The sequence below is a fragment of the Stackebrandtia nassauensis DSM 44728 genome, assembly GCF_000024545.1.
Taxonomy (GTDB): domain Bacteria; phylum Actinomycetota; class Actinomycetes; order Mycobacteriales; family Micromonosporaceae; genus Stackebrandtia; species Stackebrandtia nassauensis.
Genome location: NC_013947.1, coordinates 2,129,406 through 2,154,321 on the forward strand (window position 1 = coordinate 2,129,406; position 24,916 = coordinate 2,154,321).

The following is a 24,916-nucleotide window of genomic DNA, read 5'->3' on the forward strand; positions in this document are numbered from 1 at the left end:
GTCCGTGTGACAGTCGGCATCGTGATTGCGATCTTTACGATCAACACATGGGCGAGAGATGGTAATCCCGACTTGAGCTTCATGAAACTTTTCTCTATCGGGGCACTCGCGGCAACAATTGCGCTGGCTCTCTGGGACAATATCCTTTGGCGTATCCCAATTGTTCAGCGGCTACCCAAGGTTCCCCGAAATGTCCGAGGTACATGGAAGGGGGAACTGGCTTCTATCTGGATAGACTCGTCGACAGGTTTGAATCTGGCCCCAAAAGAGGCTTACCTAGTCATCCGGCAAACCGCGACATTGGTGTCAGTCAGATTGCTGACAAACGAGTCAGTTTCAAAATCTTCGCTGGCTTCGGTGTCTTGTTTTGATGAGACGTTTGAACTTACATATGTGTACTTTAATCGCCCTCATCTAAAGTTTGATGATAAAAGCAAAATGCACCACGGGTCGACTGTGCTTAGCATATCTGGCGTTCCGGCCAGACGTCTAAGGGGTCATTACTGGACAGATCGCAACAGTAAAGGTGAGCTAGAAATGACTCATCGACGTAAGAAATTCGCGGAAGACTATGCGGAAGCTCAAGCGTTGTTTGATGGAAAAGTCTAAGCCGCTCCAAGGTCACATACGCGACCAGTCGCTCAGGCTAGCGGCTTGGCCCCACAGCGCTTGACCGTGCTAAGTATCAATTTGCATTTATCTTGATGCTACGTCAACCCGAATCCATCTGAGAGGTTTGACTGGATAGCAGTTGCCAAGGTCGGTTCAAAAACCTGAGGCTTCGTCGAACTTGTGCCCTGCTTGATGCCCTGCCGGAGAAGTAACTTCCGTACAACCGAGTCGCTTACTTTGAACTTGGTGGCGATCTCAGCCATTAGCCGGACCTGGTTGACGTAGAGTCGCTCAACCTCAGTTCCTTGACACTCAGTCAAGGCACGGATTGGTCGGAGGCCCAATGCGACTGCGTGATAGCGGGGGCGGGTGGGAGCCAGCCGAGTGCGGGGCAAGAGACGGGGGACGAGGGGCAGCGGTTTTAGTACTCGGGTCCCGCAGGGGTATGGGACGAGCTCGCTGGCTGCTACAGCCGAGCTGCCGCGACTGTGAACCAGCTGAGGGGTGGGTGGGAGCCCGGCTGAGAGTAGGTCCGGAGGCGGGGGGCGAGGGACAGCGGTCTTAGAACTCAGGCCCCGCAGGGGGACGGGGCTAGCTGATTTCGTGGGTTGGGCGGGCTGTTGTTGCGCGTCGGGGGCGGGAGTGGGGGTGGGTTACGGTGGAAAGCGTTTGCAGGGGTGTTTGTGGGAAGGGTTCGTGTGTACAGCTATATCGAGATCACCGAGGCCGCCGCCGAGGCCGGAGCGCCGCAGCCGGCCATCGGCCGGGATGAGCTGCGGGCGGCTGCCACACGGGGTGAGTTGGCTGGGCTTTTGGGGGAGTTGCGGGAGGATGCCCAGCGGTCTGACCCGTTGCCGGAGTTGCCTTATCGGTTGTTTCGGACGTACGTCAATGACGGGGATCGGTATCGGTATGAGAGCCGTTATTTTGAGCGGCGACGGCGGCTGAATTCTGCGGCGGTCGTTGCGTTGGTGGACGGGGGCGCGGAGAGTCTTGAGCGGTTGTCGGACATTCTGTGGACCATTTGTGATGAGTACACCTGGGCGGTTCCGGCTCACCTGCGGTTTAACACGATGTTGGGGCCGGATCCGGATCGGTGCGTTGATTTGTTCGCGGCTGAGACCGCTCATGCGTTGGCTGAGATCGTGACGATGTTGGGCGAGGAGTTGGAGGAGCCGGTTCGGTATCGGGTGCGGCGCGAGGTTCGGCGGCGGGTGCTGGATCCGTTTCTGGATGATCCGCGGTCGCGGTGGTGGGAGACGTCTACCAATAATTGGGCCGCTGTTTGTGCTGGGTCGATCGGTATGGCTGGTTTGGCTCTTGAGGCCGATCCGTTGCGGTTGGCCGCGTTGCTGGATCGGGTGCAGCGGTCGATGGCGTCGTTTCTGTCTGGCTTCGCCGCGGATGGTGGTTGTGCGGAGGGGATGGATTACTGGGTTTATGGCTACGGGTACTTCACCTACTATGCCGAGGCGCTGCGGGATCGTACTGGGCTGGATCTGTTGTCGGGTACAGGGAACATCGCGGGGTTCCCTGCTGCTGTCGACTTTGGCGGCGGTCGGTGCGTTAGTTTTTCGGACGGCAAGGATCATGTTGTTCCGCCTACCGGGCTGATGTCGCGGTTGTCGCAGCGTTTGGATGTGCCGCTGCCGCATATTCAGCGGTTGTCCTCATTCGATGATGACCACTGTTATCGCTGGGCTCATCTGACCCGCACCTTGGCGTGGACTGATACGTCGGTGATTGGCCGTCCGGCGCCGCGTGGCATCGCTTGGCTGCCCGACCTGGCGTGGGTCATCGACCGTTTCGATGTGGACGGTGTGGCTGTGACCGTCGCGGCTAAGGGCGGTCATAACGATGAACCGCACAATCATCTTGATCTGGGCACTTTCATTTTGGCGCTGGACGGGGAGCAGGTGTTGGCCGATATCGGTTCGGGTGTTTACGACGCCGATTACTTCGGGCCCAACCGGTACCGGGCGCTGCATCCTTCCGCTGAGGGGCACTCGATCCCCACCGTCGGCGGGGTTGACCAGACTCCGGGGCGGGACAGCGAGGCTACTGTGGAGGATTTTCTGGCTACGGACGCTCAGGTCCGCTTGGCCCTCGACTTGTCGGCTGCTTACGGCGGTACCGGCTTCCGGCGCGTGCTCGATTGGAACCGGCGCGGGACCCTGGTCGTGTCCGACTGCTTCACCGAATCGGGTGCCGAACTTTCCGAGCGTTTCATCAGTCGTGTCGAACCCGTCGTTGATGGCCGTACCGTCACGTGGACGGCCCGTGCTGGAACCGTTGAGTTGCGGCTTGACGCCGATTGGGCCGCCGAGGTTGACCGTATCGAGACTCTGGACCACCACGGTGAACCCGAGACCGTGTTTCGGCTGCGACTGACCGGAACCACTCATCCCCGACGCGGCTTCGAATTCACTGTCCAGATCGGTTAGCGTCGGGGGAGGAGGTGTCCCGGTGCCGAAGTGGTGGACTAAGCGGGTCCGTTTGACCGCCAGCGCGGCGGTGGTGGTGGCGACGATCAGCGCTGCCGTGATCACGCTCGTTGTGACCGGTGACGCGGACAGCGAGGCGGACGGTGTGAAGGTCATCCGTCCTGAAGGGGCGGCGTCGTGTGAGGTCGTGAAGCTGGACTCGCCCGATTCGGGGTCGCCCGTGCTGCCGGAGGGTGTTAGCCCGGAGGGGGAGTACATCATCGGTGATGCCACTGGGGCGTCCGGGCTGCCGGGCTTGTGGCGCGATGGGAAGCCGATCCGGTTCACGGGGTTGGACAAGAGTCTGTCGCATGAGGTCAGTGACGTGACCGATAGCGGGGCGGTCGTGGGTACCACGACGAGTGGTGGTGAGGACGAGTCGGTTCTCGGCTGGCGGTGGGAGGACGATCGGGTGCGGGAGTTGAGCGAGAACTGGGCGACCCCTACCGCGATCGATGAGGGCGGGACGATCATCGGTGAGCGGTCCGATGGGGAGCTTGTGAAGTGGGACGAGGCTAAGGGCAAGACTTCGACGATCACGCTTGAGGTGGATGACGACATGTACGCGACCCTCAACGATGTGTCGGAGGATGGCGTCATGGTGGGGCGGCAGGAGGACGGCGGCTCCGAGGGGGAGTTCGATCCGTATCAGCAGGCTCGGATCTGGGACGGCAAGGGCAAGGGGCGCAACGTTCCGCTCGATGGGAGTGTGCGGTCTCAGGTCGTCGACATCTCTGGTGATTGGGTGCTCATTCGGCACGATCAGGGCGAGTTTCGGTGGAACATCACCGGTGAGGATCGTCCTGAGAAGCTTGATGGGATTCTTGCTCAGGCCATTGACGGTTCGGGGAATGTCTACGGCACTCTTGAGCGGGGGAAGGATTCGTTGCCGGGGTTGTACGACGGGGAACTGCGGCCGTTGCCGGTGTTGGGTGGTGTCGACGAGCACGGACCGGCGTCCGACAGCGCTGTTTCGGCCGTGTCGGCGGATGGTTCGGTGCTGGCGGGCGATTGGAAGGGCAACCCCGTTATGTGGAGTTGTGGGTAGCGGGAGCTGTTGCGGCGCACTGGCCGGTTCGCCGGGTGGCGGCGCGCCGTCCCCACCCCGGCGCGCCGCCGCTTCGAGTTCGCCGTGTGCGACCGGCGGCCCCGTGCTCCGCCGGGCACTCACGGAGCCCTATCTCGGGATGACCACCCGGTCGATGCCGCGGGCCGCCAGGTAGGCGGTGTCGGCCCGTTCGCCCGGTGGGACGATCGCGACGGGTCCTTGTTGGCGTTGGCGGACCCAGTCGTCGTGGAACATGCTGCCCGGGGCGATCTCGTCGCGGCGTTCCGGCTGGGTACGGGGGTCGATCGGGCAGACGATCGCGGGGCGGTCGGTTACTGGACGGCGTTGTTGGGCGATGAAGCGTTCCAGTGCCCGGGCCGCGGGTTTGGGTTGGTGGTCGAGTGTGAACAGGCCCAGGTCGTATTCGTGCTCGGGGAAGTCCAGCAGGCGGCGGTCGAGGTCGTGGGAGCACCACCAGGTGACGCCCCACAGTGCGGGGTTGGAGTCGATGTGGGCCAGCGTTTGGGTTGTGAACTCGCCCGCGTCGGTGGCGGGGACGTGCGGTTGGGGTGCCCCGACTTCTTGGAGCCAGATCGGGCGGGCCGGGTCGGTGGCGGTGGCGGCGGCCAGTTCGATGAGGTAGTCGGCGTGTGAGACGGTGGCCGGGCCGAGGGGGCCGTCGATGGCCGCCGCGCCGCTGAAGACCCATGAGTGCACCGTGGTCAGTGAACCCAGGTCGGTGGAGTCGGCCGGGTCGAAGGGGTGGCCGGGGGTGTACCAGCTGGCGTCGTACACCGAGTACAGGTGCAGGACGTCGGGTGCCGCTTCGGCGACTACGTTCAGGAGGCCGCTTGCCCAGTCGCGGGTGGCTTCTGGGGTCGCGGAGTAGAACGGGACCAGGTTGTTGACCTCGTTGCCGAGCGTGATGGCGAAGACGTTGGGTTTGTCGGCGACGGCGCGGCTGAGTGTTGACATGTAGGACGCGATGCCGTCGCGGACGTCCGGGTCCTCGAAGATGCTGCGGTGGTGGTGGGTGAGCACCCATGAGGGGAGGAAGTCGAAGCTGGACATGTGGCCCTGCAGCAGGTCGACGGCGACGTCGAGGCCGCGTTCGGCGGCGATGTCGATGACGGTCAGCAGGTCCCGGATCGGTTTGGTCCGGATGTGGCCCCGGTTGGGTTGGATCCACGGCCACATCGGGAACACCCGGACGTGGTCGAGTCCGATCGAGGCCAGGTCGTCGAAGTCGCGCCGCACCGCGTCGGCCGAGAAGTCGAGCCAGCTGTAGAACCAGTTGGAGGACGGTACGTAGTTGGCGCCGTAGCGGGTGCCCAGGGCTGCGGTCATGGTTCCTCCGGTCGGCTTACTGCGGGAGGCGCAACCATAAACCGATTTAGCTGTTGTTGTCCAGCGGTCGCGCCGTGCTCTCCCGCACCGTGAGAGATGGGGTGGGCATCTTGTGTCCGACGGCCGCCGCCGGGTCGTCGATGACGGCCAGCAGGGTTTCGGCGACCTTCTCGCCGAAGGCGTAGGTGTCGCGGCTCAGCGAGGTGATCGCCGGGTGGGTCAGTTGGGTGAGCCGGGAGTCCTCGAACGACACTATCGACAGTTCACCCGGGACGGTCACTCCCATTTCGGTGGCCACGCCCAATCCCGCCACCGCCATGACGTCGTTGTCGTAGACGATCGCGCTGGGGCGGGCCCGGCCCGACAGCAGTCTGCGGGTGGCCGCGGCGCCCTCGGCGTCGCTGAAGTCGGTGGACAGCGAGTCGGCGCTGAGCAGTTTGTGCGAGGCCACGGTGTCCTTGAGTGCCTTGGCGCGGCGGCGGGTGTGCTGGAGTCCCGGCATCCCGGACACGTGTGCCAATCGCTTGTGCCCCAACGCCACCAGATAGTCCACTATTGACAGCATCGCGGCGCGGTCGTCGGCCCACACGCTGGCCAGCGTGCCGCTGCGGCCGTTGCCGCCCACCACGACCGCTGGTACCGACAGTGCCTCGACCGCGGCGATCCGGCGGTCGCGGGTTTGCGGGTCGACCAGTACCAGGCCGTCGACGCGGTGCTCGCCCGCCCAGCGTCGGTAGGTGGCGATCTCGGCCTCGGCGTCCTCGACGATCAGCAGTTGCAGCGCGATCGAGCGTTCCGACAGTTTCGCCTGGATGCCCGACAGCAGCTGGGTGAAGAACGGTTCGACGCCCAGGGTGCGGGCCGGGCGGGCCAGGGCCAGTCCGATGCTGTGTGAGCGGGAACCGCTAAGCGCCCGGGCGGCGCTGTGCGGCATCCAGTCCAGCTCCTCGGCTATCTTCAGCACCGCCGCGCGGGTCTCGTCGCTGACTCCCGGCCGTCCGTTGAGGGCGAAGGAGACCGCCGACTTGGACACCCCGGCCGCGGCGGCGATGTCGGCGATGGTGGGACGGCCCATGGGTCCGGCCTTTCGGTTGTGGCTGCAAACGGATATCGATACATGGCTATTGACAGCGCGTCGCTGATGAGCATAACCTCTCGACTAGACCGGTTTAGTAAACGCGCCCGGCCCCGACCTCCATATTCTCACGCGGTCGCGGCGCCCCGGTCGGGACGCGAGCTGAAGAGGAGACTTGCGATGCGCGCGAAGATCGCCACCCTGGCGGCACTGGTCATGTTGGCGGCCACCGGATGCGGACTCTCCGGCGAGGACTCCGGCGGCGACGTGGACGTGTCCGGCGAGGTCACCGGCAAGGTCTCCCTCCAGACCTGGGCTCTGAAACCCAAGCACACGAAGTACGTCGAGAAACTCATCGACGGTTTCGAGGACAAGTACCCCGGCACCAAGGTCAAGTGGCTGGACCAGCCGGGCGACGGCTACTCCGAGAAGGTCCTCAACCAGGCCGCCAACGACGAACTGCCCGATGTGGTCAACCTGCCGCCGGAGTTCGCGCTGCCGTTGGCGGACAAGGAACTGCTGCTCGACGTCGCCGATACCGACGACAAGCTGAAGAAGGACTACCTGTCCGGCGCCATCGACGCGTATCGCTTCCCCGGTGTCAAGGGCGCCTACGGCTACCCGTGGTACCTCAACACCGACGTCAACTACTGGAACGCCGACCTGATGAAGAAGTACGGCCTCGATCCCGACAAGCCGCCGACGTCGTTCGAGGACCTGGTGGCACAGGCAAAGACCATGAAGAAGAAGTCCGACGGCAAGATGTTCCTGATGAGCCGCAAGCCATCCTGGGAGGACCTCACCAACGCGGGCGTCGAGATCCTGTCGTCCGACGGCGAGAAGTTCACCTTCAACACCGACGCGGCCGCCGAACTCCTCGACGGCTACCGCGACGCCTACGCCGACGGCCTGCTACCCGACGACGTCCTCACCGACGCCTACCTCGGCAACAGCGAACTGTTCAAACAGAAGAAGGTCGCCTGGTCCACCGGCGGCGGCAACTTCATCAACGACGTCAAGGTCGACAACCCGAAGCTGGCCAAGGACATCGTCCCGTCCAAGGCCCTGGACACCCCGCCGCTGTACGTGCAGGGGCTCTCGGTGTCCAAGAAGAGCGACAACCTGCCCACCGCGGTCGCCCTGGCCCGCTGGGTGACCAACGCCGACAACCAGGCCGACTTCGCCGAACGGGTGCCCGGGATCTTCCCGTCCACCACGGCTTCGGCCGACGACGAGTCGTTCTCCGAAAGCGACGGCAGCGGCGCCGGTGACGCCAAGAAGCTCGCTTTCGAGTCGCTGGCCGAGGCCGAACTGCTCAAGCCGGTCGTCGTCGACGACGCCATCAACGACGTGTTCAACCAGCAGATCTCGCTGGCCGTCAGCGGCGAGACCAGCTCGAAGCAGGCCCTGGACAAGGCCGCCGAAGAGTGCACCAAGCTGCTGAACGACTGACATGAGACGACAACGCTGGTTCACGCCGTGGCTGCTGATCGCCCCGGCCGTGGTCTGGCTGCTGGTGTTCAACCTGTGGCCGTCCATCAACACGGTGGTGCTGGCGTTCACCGACGCCAAACCGCTGGGCGGCGGCCAGTTCACCGGCCTGGCCAACGCCGAGCGGATGCTCGACGACGAGCAGCTGTCCTACGCGCTGATCAACTGCATCGTGTACCTGCTGGTATGCCTTCCGCTGTTGACCCTGCTGCCGCTGTTGATCGCGGTGCTGGCCGAGAAGAACCTGCCCGGCATCACCTTCTTCCGCACCGCGTTCTACACCCCCGTCATCGCCTCGGCAGTGGTCGTGGCGCTGATCTGGAACTGGCTCTTGGACGATCGCGGCGCCATCAACGGCATCGCGCAGCAGCTGAGCCTGCTGCAGAAACCGCTGCCCTTCCTGACCGACCGCTGGCTGTTGTTGCTGTCGGCCATCAGTCTCACCGTCTGGAAGGGACTGGGCTACTACATGATCATCTACCTGTCCGCGCTGGGCAACGTCCGCCGCGAACTCCACGAGGCCGCCGCCATCGACGGCGCCGGAGCGGTGCGTCGGTTCGTGTCGGTGACGATCCCCGGCGTCCGCAACACCATGCTGCTGGTGACGGTGCTGATCACCGTCTCGGCGATGCGGATCTTCTCCGAGCTGTACGTCCTGGCCGGACCCACCGGTGGCCCCGGCGGGCGCGACATGTCGATGGTGATGCTGATCCAGCTGTACAGCCGCGGCTTCACCGGCAACCTCGGCTACGCCTCGGCACTGTCGGTGCTGCTGTTCCTGATCACGATCGGCCCGATGCTGCTGTTGCTGCGGTTCAACCGAAGGACGGCCGAATCGTGAAGCGCCGCCCGTCCGGATTCAACGTCATGTCGCCCCGCGAGAAGGCGGGCCGGTACCTGCTGTTGTGCCTGGTCCTGGTCATCACCGTCGGCCCGTTCCTGTGGCAGCTGTCCACATCGCTCAAGGGGCTGTCGGAGGACATCTACACCGACACCCCAAGCTTCCTGCCCACCGACCCGACGCTGGCCAACTACACCCGCGTCGGCGAACAGATCCCGGTGTGGGACTACGCCGTCAACTCGCTGATCGTGGCCGTCATCGTGGTGGCGGGCAACGCCTTCGGCGCCACCCTGGCCGGATTCGCGCTCGCCCGGCTGCGATTCCGGGGTGTGAAGCTCGTGTTCGCCCTGATCCTGGCCACCCTGGTGCTGCCCGGCGAGGTCACGATCATCTCCCAGTACGTGACCGTCCGCTCGCTCGGCTTCGCCGACACCCTCATCGGCGTCGCGCTGCCCGGCACCGTCGCGATGCTCAACATCCTGCTCATGCGCGCCGCCTTCCAGGCCATTCCCTCCGAAATGGACGACTCGGCGGTCGTGGACGGCGCCAACGCCTGGCAGCGCCTGATCCGGGTGGGACTGCCCAACGTCAAGGGCATGCTCAGCGTCGTCACGATCTTCGCGTTCATCGGCGCCTGGGACGACTTCCTGTGGCCGCTGATCGTCCTCAACGACCCCGACAACTACACGCTGACCGTCGGGCTGCAGTACCTCGACGGCACCTTCACCGCCAACCCCCGCGTCATCGCGGCCGGAACCATGATCGCGTTCATCCCGATTGTGATCGTGTTCGCCGTGTTGCAGCGTTTCTTCTTCCGTGGCGTCGCGTCCGGCGCCATCAAAGGATGAACAGTTAGGAGTAAGCACATGAGACTACGACGACGCACCATCGCGGTCGGCTCGGTAGTCGCCATCCTCGGCGCGGTCGGCCTGACCGCGGCCACCGCCCAAGCCGAACCGACCGAGTCCGCTGGTCAGCGGCTCGTGGTGTACTACCAGACCCAGTACCACGGCGACGCCCAGGAATACGTCTCCCCGATCCCGTTGGCCGACAACGGCGCCACCGACATCATGGTCGCGGCCATCCACCTCAACGACGCGAGCTCCCAGAATCCGGTCACCCTCAACGACCACGCCCCCGAGGACCCCCGGTACGACCGGATGTGGGAGGAACTCAAAACCGTCCAGGACAAGGGAAAGAACGTGCTGGGCATGGTCGGCGGCGCCGCCCCCGGCACCTTCCAGCGCCTCGACACCGACTTCGACACCTATTACCCACTGCTGCGCGACACGATCAAGAAGTACGGCCTCGACGGCGTCGACCTGGACGTGGAGGAGGACATGTCGCTGGCCGGGATCGAACGCGTCATCGACGCGCTCAAGGCCGACTTCGGCGCCGACTTCCTCATCACGCTGGCGCCGGTTGCCACCGCGCTGTCGGGCGGCGGCAACATCTCCGGCTTCAACTACGACGACCTGTACGCGTCGCGCGGCGAGGACATCGACTGGTTCAACGCCCAGTTCTACTGTGGCTGGGGTCTGCTGGACGACACCGGCGACTACGACGCCGTCATCGACCACGGCGTCGTTCCGGCGAACAAGGTCGTGGCGGGCACGATCACCAACCCCGCCAACTGCGGCTCGGGCTACGTCGAGCTGGACACCCTCAAGTCGACGATCGGCACGCTGAAACAGAAGTACCCCGACTTCGGCGGCATCATGGGCTGGGAGTACTTCAACTCGCTGCCGGGCGACACCGCCGAACCCTGGCTGTGGGCCAAGGAGGTCTCCGCGGCCCTGTCGGCCTGACGAACGCGGCCGGGCCGTCGTCCTGCGGCGGCCCACATCGCGCCTCGGCCGGGCGGAAGCCAAGCCGCTTCCGCTCCGGTCCCGCCCCGCGTGTCGTCACGGCGGCGGGTCAACCGTGCCCATCGGCACCGACCGGGTGCACCGCCGGATCCGCCGCAACGCCAGCCGCGACCCGTTGGCCAGCCCGTACGAGCGGATCGTCGCCGTCCCGTACCCGCTGCAACTGGGCACGTAACGGCACCTGGTCCTGGTTCGCGGCGAGACCCACCGCCGATACCCCCGAATCGCCGCCAACCCGCATCGTGCCGGGCGCGACACGCTCGCCCGCTTGCGCATCGGCCGCCGAGGCGTGAACCGGTCCACGGTCACCAACGGCAGCACCGACATGACCGAGACACCCGCCGACACGACACCCGTGCCCGAATCGCAACTGGGGCTGTCGCAACTCTGCGTCTCGCAGCTCGGTGAGTCACACGTCGGCCCGTCGCACGACAAGTCGTCGTCGCAACCGCTCGCGTCGACCTCCGACCCCCCGTCGGCCTCCTCGGCGTCGTTGTTCTCGGGCGTGTCGGGCTCGGCGGTACCTCCACCTCCGTCCGCGCCGTCCCCGAGATCGCGCGGCGGCTCACTCGTCTCCTGCGGCTGCGGCGGCTCCGTCCCCGGCCGCCAGATCAACCACAGCAGTCCCCCCACCAACCCCATCAGCAACACCACCCCACCGGAGGCGAGCGTGACGGTCAAAGCCAGCGGGGTCCTACGCTTCTCGGGCGTGTCATCGTCCATGAGGGTGGTGATCTTTCTTAGGGGCCGGGGGCGAACCATGATAGTGGATGGTGCGGCCCGATTGACCCCTTTCGACTCACGGTTGCTCTGGGGCACAAAGAAACTACGGTCACGAACCCACCACTCCGGCCACAACCGGCGGGTAACACGTCCGGGTGATCAACGAAACGCCGATTACTAACCAGTCGCTAATCGCCGGGACGAGACGCTACCCTCATACGGGCACTCATTACGATGTGTCGATGTCCGGCGCCCGTAGCTCAGCGGATAGAGCAGGGGACTTCTAATCCCAAGGTCGTAGGTTCGATTCCTACCGGGCGCGCCACGCTGCGCGAACGCGGAGCTGACTGACCGTGCTGGCGATCGGGTTGCCGGAGACACCGAACTGCCCGGGAGGGGTCCCGGGGACTCTTCAATAGCGTTGAAGAGTGAATCAGGAACAAGAGGGAGCCCAGCTCGGCGGTTCGGTGGAGAACCTCCGCGAGGTGGCCACGGTGTATCTGCCGCGCATGGCCAATGACTACACGGGTTTGACCAGTAGCCTGCGTCAGACCACGGGAACCGACGGGGCCTTCGACCGCTCGGGCGAGTTCGGGGCGCAGGAGTTCAAGGCCGCCTGGACGGCGCTGCGCGATCTCATATGGACCTCGTCGGATCAGACCAGCGACAATCTCTACGCCTTGGGCGTTGGTTTGAAGAGCGCCGTGGACGAGTTCTGCGCCAACGACGAAGCCGCCGCCGCGGCGATGGACGCCGAACGGGCGACCTTCGAGGGCAAGAACGGGCCGAGCGGTCTGGAATGGAACCAGCCTTACGGCAACGACGAGAACGCACCGCCACTGGTGGTGGGAAAGTGAACAAGCAGGAATTCATCGGCAAACTCGACACCGCCATCGACGGTCTCGCCGATGCGATCGCGAAGAAGGGCGTCCGGTTTCCGGAGGAGTTCAACGACATACCGGGCGCGAGCAAACTGGGTGTGCCGGAGCCGAAGCACGGCGCATCCCACTATCCCAAAGTAAAGCCCTACGAGCCGGCGATGCGCGGTTTCATCAAGGACGAATCCGTCCGGCTGTTCGCGCCATGGAAGAACATGCCCGATCCGGCGGGCTTCGACGCCGCGATTCAGCATGTCGTGAATGGTCGCGGGAAGATCGCCACCAAGGACGTCACCTCGGTCAGCGACATCAAGCAGATGGACCTGGGAACCCAGATGCCCGGTTACATGGTCGCGGTGCGGGAGAACCTGGCCGACTGGCGCGGCAAGACCATCGAGGCCGCCCACCTCAACTACATCAACCTCTTCGACGAGATGCTGTTCCTCCAGGCCAACACCCTGCGGGTGCTGGAGCTGACCCTGAAGGCCCACCAGAAGGGCATCTCGGACGCACAGGACGACACCGTCAAACTGGTCGACAGCGCCGCCGCGGCGGTGGACGCGATCGACTGCTGGGGCGGCGATTCCAACAAGAACGTCGCCTTCAACGTCGTCGCCGGAGTCATCGGGGTGCTGGGGGCCGCGACCCCGGGTGTCAACGCCGTCGTGGCACTGGCCGGGGCGGCCGGTGGGCTTGGCATCGCCAAGGACCTGATCTCCAGCAAGGACCCCGAGTCCGTTCCACTCGGTGCGAGCCGGATCGACGGTGTGTGGTCGAACCTGACCTCCGCCCTGGATCGTCACAAGGAGCTCTACAAGGAGGGCGAGTCGCTGCTGGCGACCACGATCACCAACTTCAACACCGTCCTGAACGGCAACTTCACCACCGGGCAGGGACCCGACGGCAAGACCGTCACCAAACCCGGAGTCGAACTGATCCGGCTCTCCACACCGATCGACCTCGGCAGCGTCCAAGCGCCACTGGCATAGGAGCGGAAATGGGAGTAGTGGGAGACCAGCTCGACGCCGTCGAGGTCCAGGCGATCTCGCCCGACGGCGAGATCACGGTCAAACTCGGCACCGGCGACGCCGTCGACGTCCAGTTCAAGAGCGATGAGTACTTCAAGTCGGTGCCGCACGAGACGCTCAGCCACCAGCTGGGACGGGCGCTGACCCTGCTGGCGGTGGGGCGGATCCGGAAGCGGCACCAGATTCTTGAGGCGGAGGGTTTCGAGGTCTACGGCGAGGACGATGCGCACTGGGACAAGCGGGTCCGCGTCTTTCGCGAGAAACGCGCCCAGGTCAAGGCGGCCGGGCGCTCGCCCAAACGGCACATCGCCATCGCCACCGTCGGACTGCGGGACTTCAAGGTCCGCTTCGAGCGCGATGTCACCCGACGGTTGTCGAGGTCCGAGTTCAGCGGGGAGTTCGGCGGCGCGGTCGCGGCGGTGATCAGCGAGTACAGCGCCCAGATGACCCAGCTGAAGACGGCGATGTTCACCTAGCGGAGGTCGTCGGGGAGGTTCTTCGACAGGGCTACCCGGACGCATCCGGCGACCAGGCGGGGGAAGTCCGCGGGTTTGACCAGCTTGGCGAGTTCGTTCGCGTCGGTGGGTAGGCCGAGCTTGTCGGCGCCCTTGGCGGTGCGCTCGTCGACGTAGGGGGCCAGGTCCGTCCACACTCCCTGGACCTCGCGGCAGAAGATGGACGCGCCGGTGGAGCCGATGCCGGGGAACTCGCGCAGGAGGCGAGTCACGTCGGAGAGGTCGTCGGCTTCGGTGTGGAGGCGGCGCAGGTCGCCCTTCCAGCGGTCGAGGGCCAGTTGGGCGCCGTCGCCCAGCATGGTGGAGGTCTTCTCGTCGTAGCGGCGGTAGTGGCCGCGGCCCAGGGCGTCGACGCGGTCCTGCCAGCTGGCCTCGCGCATCGCTTTGGGGGTGCGGTAGCCGCTGGTGAACAGTTCCTTCGCGGCGGCCACCGCGATGTCGGAGCCGATGCGGGCCGACAGGAGTGTGGACAGCATCAGCAGTTGGTAGAGCGGGGCCGGGGTGTCGCGCAGGTTGATCCCGGCCTGTTCGGCGTAGGTCGTTCCGTGGCGTTCGATGAGTCCGCGGACGACGTCTTTCGAAGCAGCCATGCCGCCAGGGTCTCACTTCGGTGGGGCCGGTTCAACCTCAACGGGTCAGGGCGGTCTCGTGTTCCACTCGGGACAGCTTTTCGGGGTTGCGGACGAAGTAGAGGCCGGTGATCAGGCCGTCTTCGACCCGCATCGCGATGACGTTCTCGATGTCGCCGTCCAGGCGCATGATCAGGCCCGGGTGGCCGTTGACGTGGACGGGTTCGATCGAGGGGGTGGCGTTGAGGTGGCGCCATTGGGTGGCCAGGCCGTGGGCGACCTTGTCGGCGCCGACGATCGGGCGCGGGGTGGCTCGTTTGACGCCGCCGCCGTCGCTGAGGGCCACGACGTCGGGGGCCAGGATGTCGACCAGGCTCTGCAGGTCGCCGGTTTCGATGGCGCGTTGGAAGGCGTCGGCGGCGGCTTTGGTTTGGGCCGAGGTGACGGCGCCCCGCGGGCGGCGGGCCGCCACGTGGGAGCGGGCTCGGCGGGCGATCTGGCGGACCGCCGCGGGTGTCTTGTCGACAGCTTCGGCGATCTCGTCGTAGTCGAGATCGAAGACCTCTCGTAGGACGAACACGGCGCGTTCGGTGGGGGTGAGGGTTTCCAAGACCAGCAGCATCGCCATCGAGACGCTGTCGGCCAGTTCGACGTCCTCGGCGACGTCGGGGGCGGTGACGAGCGGTTCGGGCAGCCACGGCCCGACGTAGAGCTCCTTGCGGCGGCTGAGGGTGCGCAGCCGGGTGAGAGCTTGGCGGGTGGCGATGCGGACGAGGTAGGCGCGGTGGTCGCGCACGGGGGCCAGGTCGACTCCGGCCCAGCGCAGCCAGGTCTCCTGGAGGACGTCCTCGGCGTCGGCGGCGGAGCCGAGCAGCTCGTAGGCCACGGTGAACAGCAGGTTGCGGTGCCGCACGAACGCCTCGGTGGCGGCGTCGGGGCGGGCGTCTTCGCTGCCTGCGGTCATCGGTGGCTCCTGTCGTTCGTCCTTCGACTGTGTCACCCACAAGACGCCGGTCGCCGTCGGTTTGTGACATGACGGCGGCCGGAACTGTCGTGCCGCTTGTCACTGTCACAGGAAGCGGGTCGGCGGCATCTTATGTCCGACCGGTCACCCAAACAGCAGTCAATCGACAAGGAGTCCGACATGGACGCTCGTTTGAATCTCTTCGCCAACCCGCTCGGCGGCAAGATGCTGAAGCACTTCGTCTCGGCGGGCAAGGTGGCCATGGACTCGACGGTCCCGCGCGCCACGATCGAGCTGGTGCAGTTGCGCGCCAGCCAGATCAACGGGTGTGGCCACTGCATCGACATCCACACCAAGGAGGCCGTCGCCGCCGGGGAGTCCCACGACCGGCTCCACCTGGTCGCGGCCTGGCGGGAGGCCACCGTGTTCACCGACGCCGAGCGCGCCGCGCTGGAGCTGGCCGAGCAGGGCACCCGCATCGCGGACGCGGCCGGTGGTGTCAGCGACAACGCGTGGGCCAACGCCCGCAAGCACTACGACGAGGACGAGCTCGCCGTGCTGGTGTTCGCCATCGCCGGTATCAACGCCTTCAACCGGCTCAACGTCATCGTCCAGAATCCGGGCGGGGACTATAGGGCGGGGCAGCTGCCGCTGTAGTCGACGGTTTCGGCCGGGACGCGCGCATCACCGCGGTCCCGGCCTCCAGGTCTACCGCCGTCGAGCCCGGCGGGGCGCCGTCGTTCTCGTCGTCGCGCAGCACCAGGGTGGACGCGCGGGTCTTGAGTTCCTCGTGTTTGCCGAGGGAGAAGGCCGCGTGCAGCTGCTCGAAGCCGGTGGACGCCACCTGACCCTGCCGGGCGCTGGTGCGCCACGGCAGCATTCCCGCCCGGCCCGCGCGCAGCAGCAGCTGGTCGACGATGGCCAATACCGTCAGCAGCAGGACCAGACCGGGCAGGGTCAGGAACAGGATGGTGGCCATGTCGCCAGTATCCGCCCGGGACGGTGCGTCCGCCAGTCGCCAAGGGGCGCACGGATTTCAGCAGCGCTCACAGCACCTGCGGCACCCAGTCGGCGTCGAAGCTGCCGTCCGACTGGCCGAGCTCGAGTAACTCCCGGCACAGTCGGCTCAGCGCGTCGGCCTGAACCCCGGTTCGCGCCGCGTCAGGGCAGGGCGACGAACTCGCCCCGCGCCACCGGTACGACCCGACCGCGCACCCGCACCTCGGTCGCGGCACCGTCCTTCGCGGTCACCTCACAGTGCAACCGGGACGGACGTCCTCGCTCCGCGCCTTGTTCGACCACATAGGAGTGCGTGCCGTCGTCGGGCATGAGGCCCTCGGCGACCAGGTAGACGCCCAGTCCCAGCGCGGCCGAGCCGGTAGCCGGGTCCTCGGCGACCCCGTGTCCCGGCGCGAACAGCCGCGAGTGCGAGACGCGGGTCGCCGCGTCGAACGCGAACAGGCACACCTCCGGCACGTCCTCGCGCGGATGGGACACCGCCCGCGTCACCGCCTCGTCCGTGACCGGCAGGTACGGGAACTCCAGTCCGGTGCCCGCGAAGCGGGCCGGGCCGGTCAGGTCGGAGTCGGCCAGCCCGGCCGCCGCCAGCAGCGCGGCGGTGTCCACCGGCCCGCCGCAGCTGGGCTCGCCGCCGGTCAGGGTCGCCTCGTCTTCCATCACCGTGATGGGCAGCAACCCGACGCCGCACTCCTGTATGGCCGCTCCGTGGCCGATGTCGCCGCGCCGGGCCAGCGTCACGGCCGTGCCGACGCTGGGGTGCCCGGCGTAGGGCAGTTCCCGCAGCGGGGTGAAGATCCGCACCCGGTAGGTGGCACCGTCCTGAGTGGTCGGCAGCACGAACGCGGTCTCGGACAGGTTGAACTCGGCGGCGATCGCCTGCATCCCCGCGTCGGTCAGCGTCTCGGCGCCGAACACCACCGCCAGCGGATTGCCCGCGAAGGCGCGGTCGGTGAACACGTCGACGATCTCGTAGCTGATCATGCGGCCACCTTAGGACGTGACTGTCACGGCCGTGAGCGCCGTGTCAGCGCCGTGTCCGCCGGATATCAGCGCCGCCGGGAAATCTGGGCGACACGACGGAGGAACCGTCGCCCCGACACCGAAGGACGAGACAATGCCGAGCTTCACCACTCCCGAACCGATCAGCCTCATCCTGGACGCCAGCGCCGGGAACATCGACATCATCGCCAGCGACCGCGCCGACACCGTCGTGGAGGTCGCGCCCGCCGACCCCGGCAAGCGCATCGACGTCGAGGCCGCCGCCAAGACCCGGGTCGAGTACGCCGACGGCGAACTGCGTGTCACCGTGCCCCGGCAGCCGGTGCTGGCCGCCAAGACCCGCACGGTCGCCATCACCGTCCAGCTGCCGACCGCCTCGACGGTGCGCGGACACGTCCACGTCGGAGAGTTCACCGTCAAGGGACGCGTCGGCGACTGCGAGTTCGCCTCCGAGGCCGGGAACCTGACCGTGGACGCCGCCGACAACGTCGACCTGCGCACCGGAGTCGGCGAGATCCTCGTCGGCCGGGCAGCCGGTTCGGCCTCGATGGAGGTCGCCAACGGCAACGTCCGCGCGATCGAGGTGGCCAGCGGAACCGTCAGGGCGAAGGTCTCCTACGGCCACATCGACATCGGCGTCAGCAAGGAATCCGCCGTCCAGCTGACCACCCGGACCCAGATGGGCCAGGTGACCAACGGCCTGGACGACGGCCTGGGCCAGCACGAGCGGACCCGCACCGTCGCGATCGACGCCGCCACCTCCTACGGCGACATCGCCGTGCACCGCTCCAGCGGCGACACCGCCGTGGTCAGGGGCTGATTCGGGCGCATCGGCCGGGGCCGCTCGGCCCCGGCGGGTAGCGTGAGGCCATGGAACAGCGAATCAGCCTGATCACCCTGGGCGTCGCCGATCTGGACCGCTCCCGTCGCTTCTACGAGGCCCTGGGCTGGCGGGGCCAGGAGGTCGAGGAGACGGTGTTCTTCCAGGCCGGGGGCCTGGGACTGGTGCTGTGGGCGCGGTACAAACTCGCCCGCGACTCCGGCGCCGAGGAAGGACCCGCGGTCGGCTTCGGCGGGATCGTGCTCGCGCACAACGTCCGCTCCCGCGCCGAGGTCGACGCGCTGCTGGCCGAGGCCGAACGCGCCGGCGGCCGGATCTCCAAGGCGGCGGCCGACTCCGAGCACGGCTTCTACACCGGCACCTTCGCCGACCCGGACGGCCACCACTGGGAGGTCGCGCACAACCCGAGCTTCCCGCTGGCCGAAGACGGCACGCTCACCCTGCCCGATTTCGGCACCAGCTGACGCCGATTCGGCCCCCGGCCACCGTCGCGTCTCTAAAGTCGACGGCATGGCCGAGGGGGCGCGGCGGCCGCGATCGCCGCTGTACGACCATCTGCGCGACAACTTCTGGTTCGCGCCGCTGGTCGCCCTGGCGGGCGCGGTGGTGGGTGCCCAGCTGGCGGTCAGACTGGACGAGTTCGTGATCGAGCTGGCCGACACCTGGCGCGACACCGAGCTGCTGTACCTGCTCCAGGCGGTCAACAAGTCGACTCGCGGCATCATCTCCTCGGTCACCGGCGCGATGCTGACCTTCGTCGGCGTGGTGTTCTCGATCTCGCTGGTGGCGTTGCAGATGGCCTCCAGCCAGTTCTCGCCGCGGGTGCTGCGGCTGTACATCCGCAGCCGGATCACCAAGGCCACGCTGTCGGTGGGTCTGGCGACCTTCCTGTTCTCGCTGCTGGTGCAGCTGGGTTTCGACGACTCCGACATCACCACCACCGCCTCGGTGCCGCTGTTCTCCAGCCTCGGCTCGGTGGCGCTGGTCGTCACCAGCCTGGTGCTGTTCGTCTTCTACGTCAACGCGACGCTGCGACTGCTGCGGGTCAACCACGTCCTGGCCGAACTGGCCACCGAGACGCTGCGGGTCATCGCCGCCCGGCGGTTCGAGCCCCGGGACCACGCCTTCGACGCCGAGGTCGCCGCGACGGTGCGGTTCACCGGAGGCCGCTCCGGCGTGCTGCGCGACGTCAACCTGCCCCGGCTGATCCGGTTGGCGCGCAAGCACGACACCGTGATCGAGGTGGTGCCGAAGGTGGGGGACTTCCTCACCACCGGCACCCCCGCGATCAAAGTCCACGGTGGCCGGACCCCGGAACTGTGGCGGGTGCGCGGCTGCCTGAGCGTCGGCAGCGAACGCAGTCCGCGCCAGGACGTCGGCTTCGGGGTGCGGCAGATCGCCGACATCGGGATCCGGGCGCTGTCCCCGGCCGTCAACGATCCGACCACGGCCGTGGCCGCGATCGACCGGTTGTTGCAGATCCTGGCCGGGCTGGTGTCCCGTCCGGACAGTCACTCCTGGTACCGCGACCGGGCCGGGCGGCTGCGGCTCATGGTCCCCGAACCGAGCGTGGCGGGCCTGTTGGACACGGCGTTCACCGAGTTCCGGGTCTACGGGGCCGGATCGCCGCAGGTCACCCGACGACTGTTGTCCGCTTTGGACGATCTGGCGGCCATCGCGATCGACGCGCACCGCCCCGCGATCCGGCGGCACCGGCGACTGCTGATGACCGCCGTCGCGGCCACCACGAGCCGCTCCGACGAACGCGAGTTCGCGCTGACCCCCGACCGGCAGGGCATCGGATAGCGCTGTGCCGCAAGGCGCGTCGCGACTAGGCTTGGATCGGTGAGCATTCTCGCCCAACCCCTCAACCCCGGGCCCTCGGCGGAGTTGTACTCCTCGCTGGCGGCGGTGCTGGCGGGTTTCGCCTTCACCGGGCTGATGCTGTTCCTCAACTATCAGTTCACAGGGGACGCCGAGCACAAGTACCAGCGGATCAAGCCCGCGACCGTCGTCATGACGCTGTTCAGCGCCATGTCCTCATTGACCATCTGCGCGTTCCTGTATGGCCGGGCGGCGGGGGAGACCGTCGCCACCGGCCGCACCTTCCTGATGCTGGCCCTGTACGGGGTGGTGCTGTCCCCGGCGGTGCTGTCACTGTTCTACGCGCTGAACCTCGTGATGGTGAGCCGCCCGGCGACCGCCAGGACCGCTGTGGACACCCGCTGGGTGGTGGCCGCGGTGGGGCCCGCCGTCGTGATGAGCCTGCTGGCCGACCTGCTGGCCACCGCCTGGGACCACGGCTGCGAGGGCGACTGCGCGGCCTGGCTGTCGCCCCGGCTGTGGGGCTTCCTCGTCTCGGTGTCGTTCCTGGTCTTCGGACTCATGACCAGTCTGCTGGCGGCGCGCAACCTGGCCCGCCGGTCCCGGCTGCGGCCGCTGAAGATCCTGGTGTGGCGGTTCCTCAACCTGCGCCCGGTGGCCGCCAGCGCCAAGTTCTTCCGCCGCAAGAAGTCCGCGCCCGCGTACATCACGCTCCTGCTCACCTTCGCCGTGTCGATCTTCTCGCTGTGGGCCCGGGGCATCCCCGACGGCTTCAACCCCCGCTACTGGACCCACGCGCTGCTCGGGTTCGCCGCTCTGGTCATGGGCGTGTTCGCCTTCGCGGCCGGAAGTGTCCTGGACGAACCGGTGCTCAAGACCCCCGAACCGCGCACGCCAGGCTGCCCGAGATCCCGGCCACAACGTCTTTCCCGCCGCGAGACGGCCGTCTAGGCTGTCGGGCATGCCGATGACTGTGCTCCCCCCTCCCGCCGCCTGACCGGCGGCCCACGCGACACCCGTACCTGAGTACGGGGAGTTGGTGGTGCCCGCGCACGCGCCCCCACCAACTCCTGTCGAAAGTGGAGCATCTTCGTGTCATCGCATCCCGATTCCCGCACGCCGGTCGCGCGCGGCCTTCTCTTCCTGTCCATCGCCGGTGTCGCCTGGGGCACCACCGGTGCCGCCGTCGACCTGATCTTCGGCTCATCCGACCTGGGCCCGCTGGCCATGTCGTTCTGGCGCTACGTCGGGGGTTTCCTCGTCCTGCTGGCCGTCCTGGCGGTGCGCCGGGCGCTCGGCCGCCGTCCCCGGGCCGGTAGCGGACGGCCGGGCCCCCGCATCTTCACCGGCCTGGCGCTGGCGGTGTTCCAGACCGCCTACTTCGTCGCGGTCGCCGAGACCGGCGTCGCCGTGGCCACCGTCGTCACCCTGGGCGCCGCCCCGGTCCTGACCGCGATCGGCGGCCGGTTCCTGCTGAAGGAACGGCTCGGCGGCGGCGGACTGCTCGCCGTGGCCGGGGCGATCGTTGGCCTGGCGGTGCTGGTGCTCGGCAACGACGCCACCACCGTCCGTCCACTGGGGGTGGTCTTCGCGCTGGCGTCGGCCGCGGCGTTCGCGGCCTGCAACGTGCTGGCCCGCCGCCACGGCGACGACCAGGACCCGTACACCATGACGGTGTGGGCCTTCGGCATCGGCGCGGTCGCCATGTTCCCGTTCGCGCTGGCCGAGGGCATGATCCCGACCATGACCGACCCTGTCCTGGTGTTCGCTCTGCTGGTCTACGTGGCGGTGGTGCCCACCGGCATGGCCTACCCGCTGTACTTCACCGGCGCGGGAGCGGTGCGCGCGGCCACCGGCTCGATCGTGATGCTGATCGAACCGGTCGCGGCGGCCGTCCTGGCCATCACCCTGCTGGGCGAACCGCTGACCCTGGCGACCTCGCTGGGAACGGTGGTGCTGCTGGCCTCGGTGGCCGGTCTGGCCCGCGCCGAGACCGTCCGCACCCCGGCCCCCGCCTGAGCCGAGGCTGAGGACGGGGCCTCGCGCTCCGTCCTCAGCGCCGGTCGACTGGCTACCATTCGAAACGGTAAGGAGGACGCCATGTTGGACCATCTGGTGCTGTCGACCCCCGACCTGGCCGCGACCGTCGCCGACGTCGCCAGGCTCACCGGCGTCGAACCCGCCCCCGGCGGCGCCCACCCGGGACTGGGAACCCGCAACTACCTGCTCGGCCTGGGCGGCGACTCCTACCTGGAGATCATCGGTCCCGACCCCGACCAGCCCGACCCGCCGGGCCCCCGGCCCTTCGACGTCGACACGGTGACCGAAGCCCGCGTGGTGACCTGGGCGGTGCGCACCGCCGACGTCGACGCGTCGGTGACGGCGGCGGGCAAGTCCGGCTACGACCCCGGTACACCCTGGACGATGGCCCGCGACACCGTCGACGGCCGCAAGCTGCAATGGCGACTGACCGTCGACCGCTCCGAAGGCCACCGGGGCCTGATCCCGTTCCTCATCGACTGGGGCGACACCCCGCACCCGGCCGCCGAACTGCCGAAGGTCTCACTGCGCGAGCTGTCCGCCGTACACCCCGACCCGACCGCGATCGCGCCCGCGCTGTCGGCACTGGGCGTCGACCTCGCGGTACGGCCGGGCGTGCGCGCCGGGCTGGTCGCCGTGGTCGACGGCGTCCACGGCCCGGTCACCATCTGGTGAAACGGTTCGCGACGGGGCTGACCCCGCCGCGAACCGTCCCCCGTGAACACACCCGCTATTTCAGTCCGTAGGTGTGGACGGTGCTGTGGGTGGCTTTGTTTCCGGCGTCGTCGGTGGCGGTGGCACGCACCGACACGAACTTCGCGTCCTTGGGGTGCTTGAGCTTCCCGGTCGCGGTGTCGCCCTTCACTTTGACCTTGACCTTCTTCCAGGTCTTGCCGTCGTCATAGGACACCTCGAAGGTCAGCTTCTTGAGTTTGGTGTCCTTGGCGCCTTCCTGTGCCTGGAAGTCCAAAGTGAAGTTCTGCTGCTTCTTGACATCGGCGTAGCCGCCCGAAACACCCTCGGCGTCGAAAGCCACCGCCGACACATTCAGCGGGGTGTCCTTGCTGGTCGGCTTCGACTTGAACGTCCACTTCACCTTGGTCTTCGTTGCCAGCGGCGTGTAGTCCTTCGAGTGGGACATCTCGGTCGACAGGGTGTAGGTCCCGGAGTCCTTTTTCGGCAGCGTGAACGTCGCGAACGGCGAGGTCAGTTTCTTGCGGCCGATCTCCTTGCCGTCGCGTTTCAGCACCGCGGTGCCCTTGATCGTGTGGAAGTCCTCGATGACCTCGGCGCGGTTCGCGTTGTCCATGAACGGCAGGTACATCGACATCTTGTCGCCCTTGCGGGTCAGGATCGGCTCCTCGTAGGTGCCGCCGACGTTGAACGACACCGGCGCCTTACCGGTGACGGCCTTGGCCGGGCCCGCCTCGAAGTGCGCGCTGCCTTCGATGCTGATGGACTCGTCGGACTGCGGGTCTCCGATGAGGGCGTTGGCGTACCAGGTCAGGTCCGCCCCGGGGGTGACGTACTCGGTGCGTTTCGTGCCCCACTTGACCTCCAGCAGTTCACAAGAGGCGAATTCGGCGCCACCCTCACGGATCACGTTGTTGCAGGCGATCGTGGGGTCCTTGGTGATCAGACCGTCGAAGGTCCGTTCCACCTGCGCCAGGTCCTCGTCGTGCGCGGTGAACGTGGGGTCGGCGGGGATGCCGTTCGTCTCGAAGAAGTTGAGGTCGTAGGTGTACGGGTCGGCGGGGTCGGTGCCGATCAGGTGTGGGGCGGCCTCGACACCGGTCTTGTGCTTGTCGTCCCCGTTGGGGATGAGGTAGCCGTTGAACTCGGAGCCGAAGGAGTTCAGGATGCCGTAGTTCGAGCCGTCCTTCCTGACGGAGAACGGCCGCAACCCGTGGTCGATGACTTCGGCGGGCCGGTCCACGTTGAACTTGACCGGATTGGACTTGGTGCCGTCGGCGGTGGCCTTCACCGGCTTGTCCTTGACGGTCACCGAGGTGATGCCGAGGACGATGTTGTCGTTGTCGTCCACCGTGTCGGTGTGGAAGTCGTACTGTCCCGGCCGCAACTGGACGGTGGCCTGCCCGTTCTTGTCCAGTTCGATCTCGCCGTAGTCGTCGGTCTGCGGGTTGATGTAGACGGCGAAGCCGAACTGCGACGGTTTGCCGTCCCGGTCGGTGACGGTGATCGTGACGTCCTGGACGTCGACCGACTTCTTCTGGTGCCCCACCGGGAGGAATCGGCCGTATTTCTTGTGGCTCAGCGATTTGGCCTTCGCGGCATCGCGTTCGCCGGAACGCAGCAGTTCGGTGACGTTGTAGCGCCGGGGATCCTCTTCGCCTTTGGCGATCTCGTCCATCCGGTCGTACGGGATGGTGATGAGGTCCTTGGAACCATCGGCGGCCGGGGGAGTGATGTAGCCCTTGCCCTTGCGTCCCTCGCCCGGCTGCCAGGTGTGGTTGCCGTTTGGCGAAACCGAAACCTTGTCTCCCGTGGGCAATGTGACGGTCTTCGTCTTGGTGGTCGACGTGCCGGAACGGTCGTCGCCGGAATCGGCGAAGGCCACCGCCCCGCCCGCCGCCAACACCAACGCGGCACCGGCCGCGATCGCGAATCGTTTGCGCATAATGGAACCTCTCTGTAAGGATGACCACACCTACAGATGGGTCGAACCCGTCGCGAGGTTGCTTCGGCGTCGCAAAAGCGCCCTCCGCCAATGATTCAGCGTTCGTACCCGA

25 protein-coding genes and 1 tRNA gene are annotated in these 24,916 nt (G+C 66.8%); 18 read left to right on the top strand and 8 right to left on the bottom strand.

Translation table 11 applies throughout. The features are described 5' to 3' along the window. Window positions 1-6 precede the first annotated feature (6 nt). The 3 genes from SNAS_RS35080 (at window position 7) to SNAS_RS09910 (ending at window position 4,143) form a co-directional block, all read left to right on the top strand. Window positions 7-609 (top strand): Cap15 family cyclic dinucleotide receptor domain-containing protein, encoded by a 603-nt coding sequence (locus tag SNAS_RS35080; RefSeq protein WP_144300449.1) that lies wholly within the window; start codon window positions 7-9, stop codon window positions 607-609. A 701-nt stretch (window positions 610-1,310) separates the two neighbouring features. Beyond that, window positions 1,311-3,056, top strand: a complete 1,746-nt coding sequence (locus tag SNAS_RS09905) for a heparinase II/III domain-containing protein (RefSeq protein ID WP_013017275.1) — start codon at window positions 1,311-1,313, stop codon at window positions 3,054-3,056. A 22-nt stretch (window positions 3,057-3,078) separates the two neighbouring features. Next, complete coding sequence (locus SNAS_RS09910; RefSeq protein WP_013017276.1) at window positions 3,079-4,143, top strand: hypothetical protein; 1,065 nt, start codon at window positions 3,079-3,081, stop codon at window positions 4,141-4,143. 129 nt (window positions 4,144-4,272) lie between these two features. Here the strand turns inward: SNAS_RS09910 and SNAS_RS09915 are convergent, their stop codons facing one another. Beyond that, window positions 4,273-5,490 carry a glycoside hydrolase 5 family protein gene (locus SNAS_RS09915; protein WP_013017277.1) on the bottom strand — a complete coding sequence of 406 codons (1,218 nt, stop codon included), beginning with the start codon at window positions 5,488-5,490 and terminating at the stop codon, window positions 4,273-4,275. A gap of 46 nt (window positions 5,491-5,536) precedes the next feature. Beyond that, entirely contained in the window at window positions 5,537-6,565 is a 1,029-nt protein-coding gene (locus SNAS_RS09920) for a LacI family DNA-binding transcriptional regulator (RefSeq protein ID WP_013017278.1), read from the bottom strand. A 180-nt stretch (window positions 6,566-6,745) separates the two neighbouring features. Between SNAS_RS09920 and SNAS_RS09925 the strand changes: the two genes are divergently transcribed. From SNAS_RS09925 to SNAS_RS09940, 4 genes are read left to right on the top strand one after another with little or no spacing between them, the layout of a single operon-like run. Continuing rightward, window positions 6,746-8,017 carry an ABC transporter substrate-binding protein gene (locus tag SNAS_RS09925; protein ID WP_013017279.1) on the top strand — a complete coding sequence of 424 codons (1,272 nt, stop codon included), beginning with the start codon at window positions 6,746-6,748 and terminating at the stop codon, window positions 8,015-8,017. A 1-nt stretch (window position 8,018) separates the two neighbouring features. Next, window positions 8,019-8,897 carry a carbohydrate ABC transporter permease gene (locus tag SNAS_RS09930; RefSeq protein WP_013017280.1) on the top strand — a complete coding sequence of 293 codons (879 nt, stop codon included), beginning with the start codon at window positions 8,019-8,021 and terminating at the stop codon, window positions 8,895-8,897. 26 nt (window positions 8,898-8,923) lie between these two features. After that, window positions 8,924-9,745: a carbohydrate ABC transporter permease gene (locus tag SNAS_RS09935; RefSeq protein WP_041625871.1), complete on the top strand. Its 822-nt coding sequence runs from the start codon at window positions 8,924-8,926 to the stop codon at window positions 9,743-9,745. An 18-nt stretch (window positions 9,746-9,763) separates the two neighbouring features. Continuing rightward, a complete protein-coding gene (locus SNAS_RS09940) occupies window positions 9,764-10,705 on the top strand; it encodes a glycoside hydrolase family 18 protein (protein ID WP_013017282.1) in 942 nt (313 codons plus the stop codon). Window positions 10,706-10,801: 96 nt separating this feature from the next. Here SNAS_RS09940 and yidD read toward each other — a convergent pair whose 3' ends face one another. Continuing rightward, window positions 10,802-11,488 (bottom strand): membrane protein insertion efficiency factor YidD, encoded by a 687-nt coding sequence (yidD, locus tag SNAS_RS36190; RefSeq protein WP_211207355.1) that lies wholly within the window; start codon window positions 11,486-11,488, stop codon window positions 10,802-10,804. A 249-nt stretch (window positions 11,489-11,737) separates the two neighbouring features. On the opposite strand from yidD, the gene SNAS_RS09950 reads away from it, so the two are divergent. From SNAS_RS09950 to SNAS_RS09965, 4 genes are all read left to right on the top strand, one after another. After that, window positions 11,738-11,813: transfer RNA gene (locus SNAS_RS09950), tRNA-Arg, on the top strand. Between the two features lie 103 nt (window positions 11,814-11,916). Next, complete coding sequence (locus tag SNAS_RS09955; RefSeq protein ID WP_144300450.1) at window positions 11,917-12,345, top strand: hypothetical protein; 429 nt, start codon at window positions 11,917-11,919, stop codon at window positions 12,343-12,345. Next, window positions 12,342-13,355, top strand: coding sequence for a hypothetical protein (locus SNAS_RS09960; protein WP_013017285.1), 1,014 nt, complete (start codon window positions 12,342-12,344; stop codon window positions 13,353-13,355). The genes SNAS_RS09955 and SNAS_RS09960 overlap by 4 nt, the downstream gene beginning before the upstream one ends. 8 nt (window positions 13,356-13,363) lie before the next feature. After that, a complete protein-coding gene (locus SNAS_RS09965; protein WP_013017286.1) occupies window positions 13,364-13,870 on the top strand; it encodes a hypothetical protein in 507 nt (168 codons plus the stop codon). Here SNAS_RS09965 and SNAS_RS09970 read toward each other — a convergent pair. Both SNAS_RS09970 and SNAS_RS09975 read right to left on the bottom strand, forming a co-directional pair. Continuing rightward, window positions 13,867-14,499, bottom strand: coding sequence for an endonuclease (locus tag SNAS_RS09970; RefSeq protein ID WP_013017287.1), 633 nt, complete (start codon window positions 14,497-14,499; stop codon window positions 13,867-13,869). The genes SNAS_RS09965 and SNAS_RS09970 overlap by 4 nt on opposite strands. Before the next feature lie 37 nt (window positions 14,500-14,536). Next, complete coding sequence (locus tag SNAS_RS09975) at window positions 14,537-15,442, bottom strand: RNA polymerase sigma-70 factor (RefSeq protein WP_013017288.1); 906 nt, start codon at window positions 15,440-15,442, stop codon at window positions 14,537-14,539. Between the two features lie 180 nt (window positions 15,443-15,622). Between SNAS_RS09975 and SNAS_RS09980 the strand changes: the two genes are divergently transcribed. After that, window positions 15,623-16,099, top strand: coding sequence for a carboxymuconolactone decarboxylase family protein (locus SNAS_RS09980; protein WP_013017289.1), 477 nt, complete (start codon window positions 15,623-15,625; stop codon window positions 16,097-16,099). On the opposite strand, the gene SNAS_RS09985 is transcribed toward SNAS_RS09980, so the two are convergent. Both SNAS_RS09985 and SNAS_RS09990 read right to left on the bottom strand, forming a co-directional pair. Beyond that, complete coding sequence (locus SNAS_RS09985) at window positions 16,047-16,421, bottom strand: DUF6191 domain-containing protein (RefSeq protein WP_013017290.1); 375 nt, start codon at window positions 16,419-16,421, stop codon at window positions 16,047-16,049. The genes SNAS_RS09980 and SNAS_RS09985 overlap by 53 nt on opposite strands. A gap of 182 nt (window positions 16,422-16,603) precedes the next feature. Further along, window positions 16,604-17,443 (bottom strand): PhzF family phenazine biosynthesis protein, encoded by an 840-nt coding sequence (locus SNAS_RS09990; protein ID WP_013017291.1) that lies wholly within the window; start codon window positions 17,441-17,443, stop codon window positions 16,604-16,606. Window positions 17,444-17,576: 133 nt separating this feature from the next. Here SNAS_RS09990 and SNAS_RS09995 point away from each other — a divergent pair, with 133 nt between their 5' ends. From SNAS_RS09995 to SNAS_RS10020, 6 genes are all read left to right on the top strand, one after another. Further along, window positions 17,577-18,281, top strand: a complete 705-nt coding sequence (locus SNAS_RS09995) for a DUF4097 family beta strand repeat-containing protein (RefSeq protein ID WP_013017292.1) — start codon at window positions 17,577-17,579, stop codon at window positions 18,279-18,281. A gap of 50 nt (window positions 18,282-18,331) precedes the next feature. Next, complete coding sequence (locus SNAS_RS10000; protein WP_013017293.1) at window positions 18,332-18,766, top strand: VOC family protein; 435 nt, start codon at window positions 18,332-18,334, stop codon at window positions 18,764-18,766. 46 nt (window positions 18,767-18,812) lie between these two features. Then, window positions 18,813-20,108, top strand: coding sequence for a DUF2254 domain-containing protein (locus SNAS_RS10005; protein WP_013017294.1), 1,296 nt, complete (start codon window positions 18,813-18,815; stop codon window positions 20,106-20,108). 39 nt (window positions 20,109-20,147) lie between these two features. Further along, entirely contained in the window at window positions 20,148-21,077 is a 930-nt protein-coding gene (locus SNAS_RS10010; RefSeq protein ID WP_013017295.1) for a hypothetical protein, read from the top strand. Between the two features lie 141 nt (window positions 21,078-21,218). Further along, window positions 21,219-22,145 (top strand): DMT family transporter, encoded by a 927-nt coding sequence (locus SNAS_RS10015; RefSeq protein WP_013017296.1) that lies wholly within the window; start codon window positions 21,219-21,221, stop codon window positions 22,143-22,145. A gap of 81 nt (window positions 22,146-22,226) precedes the next feature. Next, complete coding sequence (locus SNAS_RS10020) at window positions 22,227-22,841, top strand: VOC family protein (protein ID WP_013017297.1); 615 nt, start codon at window positions 22,227-22,229, stop codon at window positions 22,839-22,841. A 55-nt stretch (window positions 22,842-22,896) separates the two neighbouring features. Here SNAS_RS10020 and SNAS_RS10025 read toward each other — a convergent pair whose 3' ends face one another. Beyond that, complete coding sequence (locus tag SNAS_RS10025) at window positions 22,897-24,804, bottom strand: hypothetical protein (RefSeq protein WP_013017298.1); 1,908 nt, start codon at window positions 24,802-24,804, stop codon at window positions 22,897-22,899. Between the last annotated feature and the right edge of the window lie 112 nt (window positions 24,805-24,916).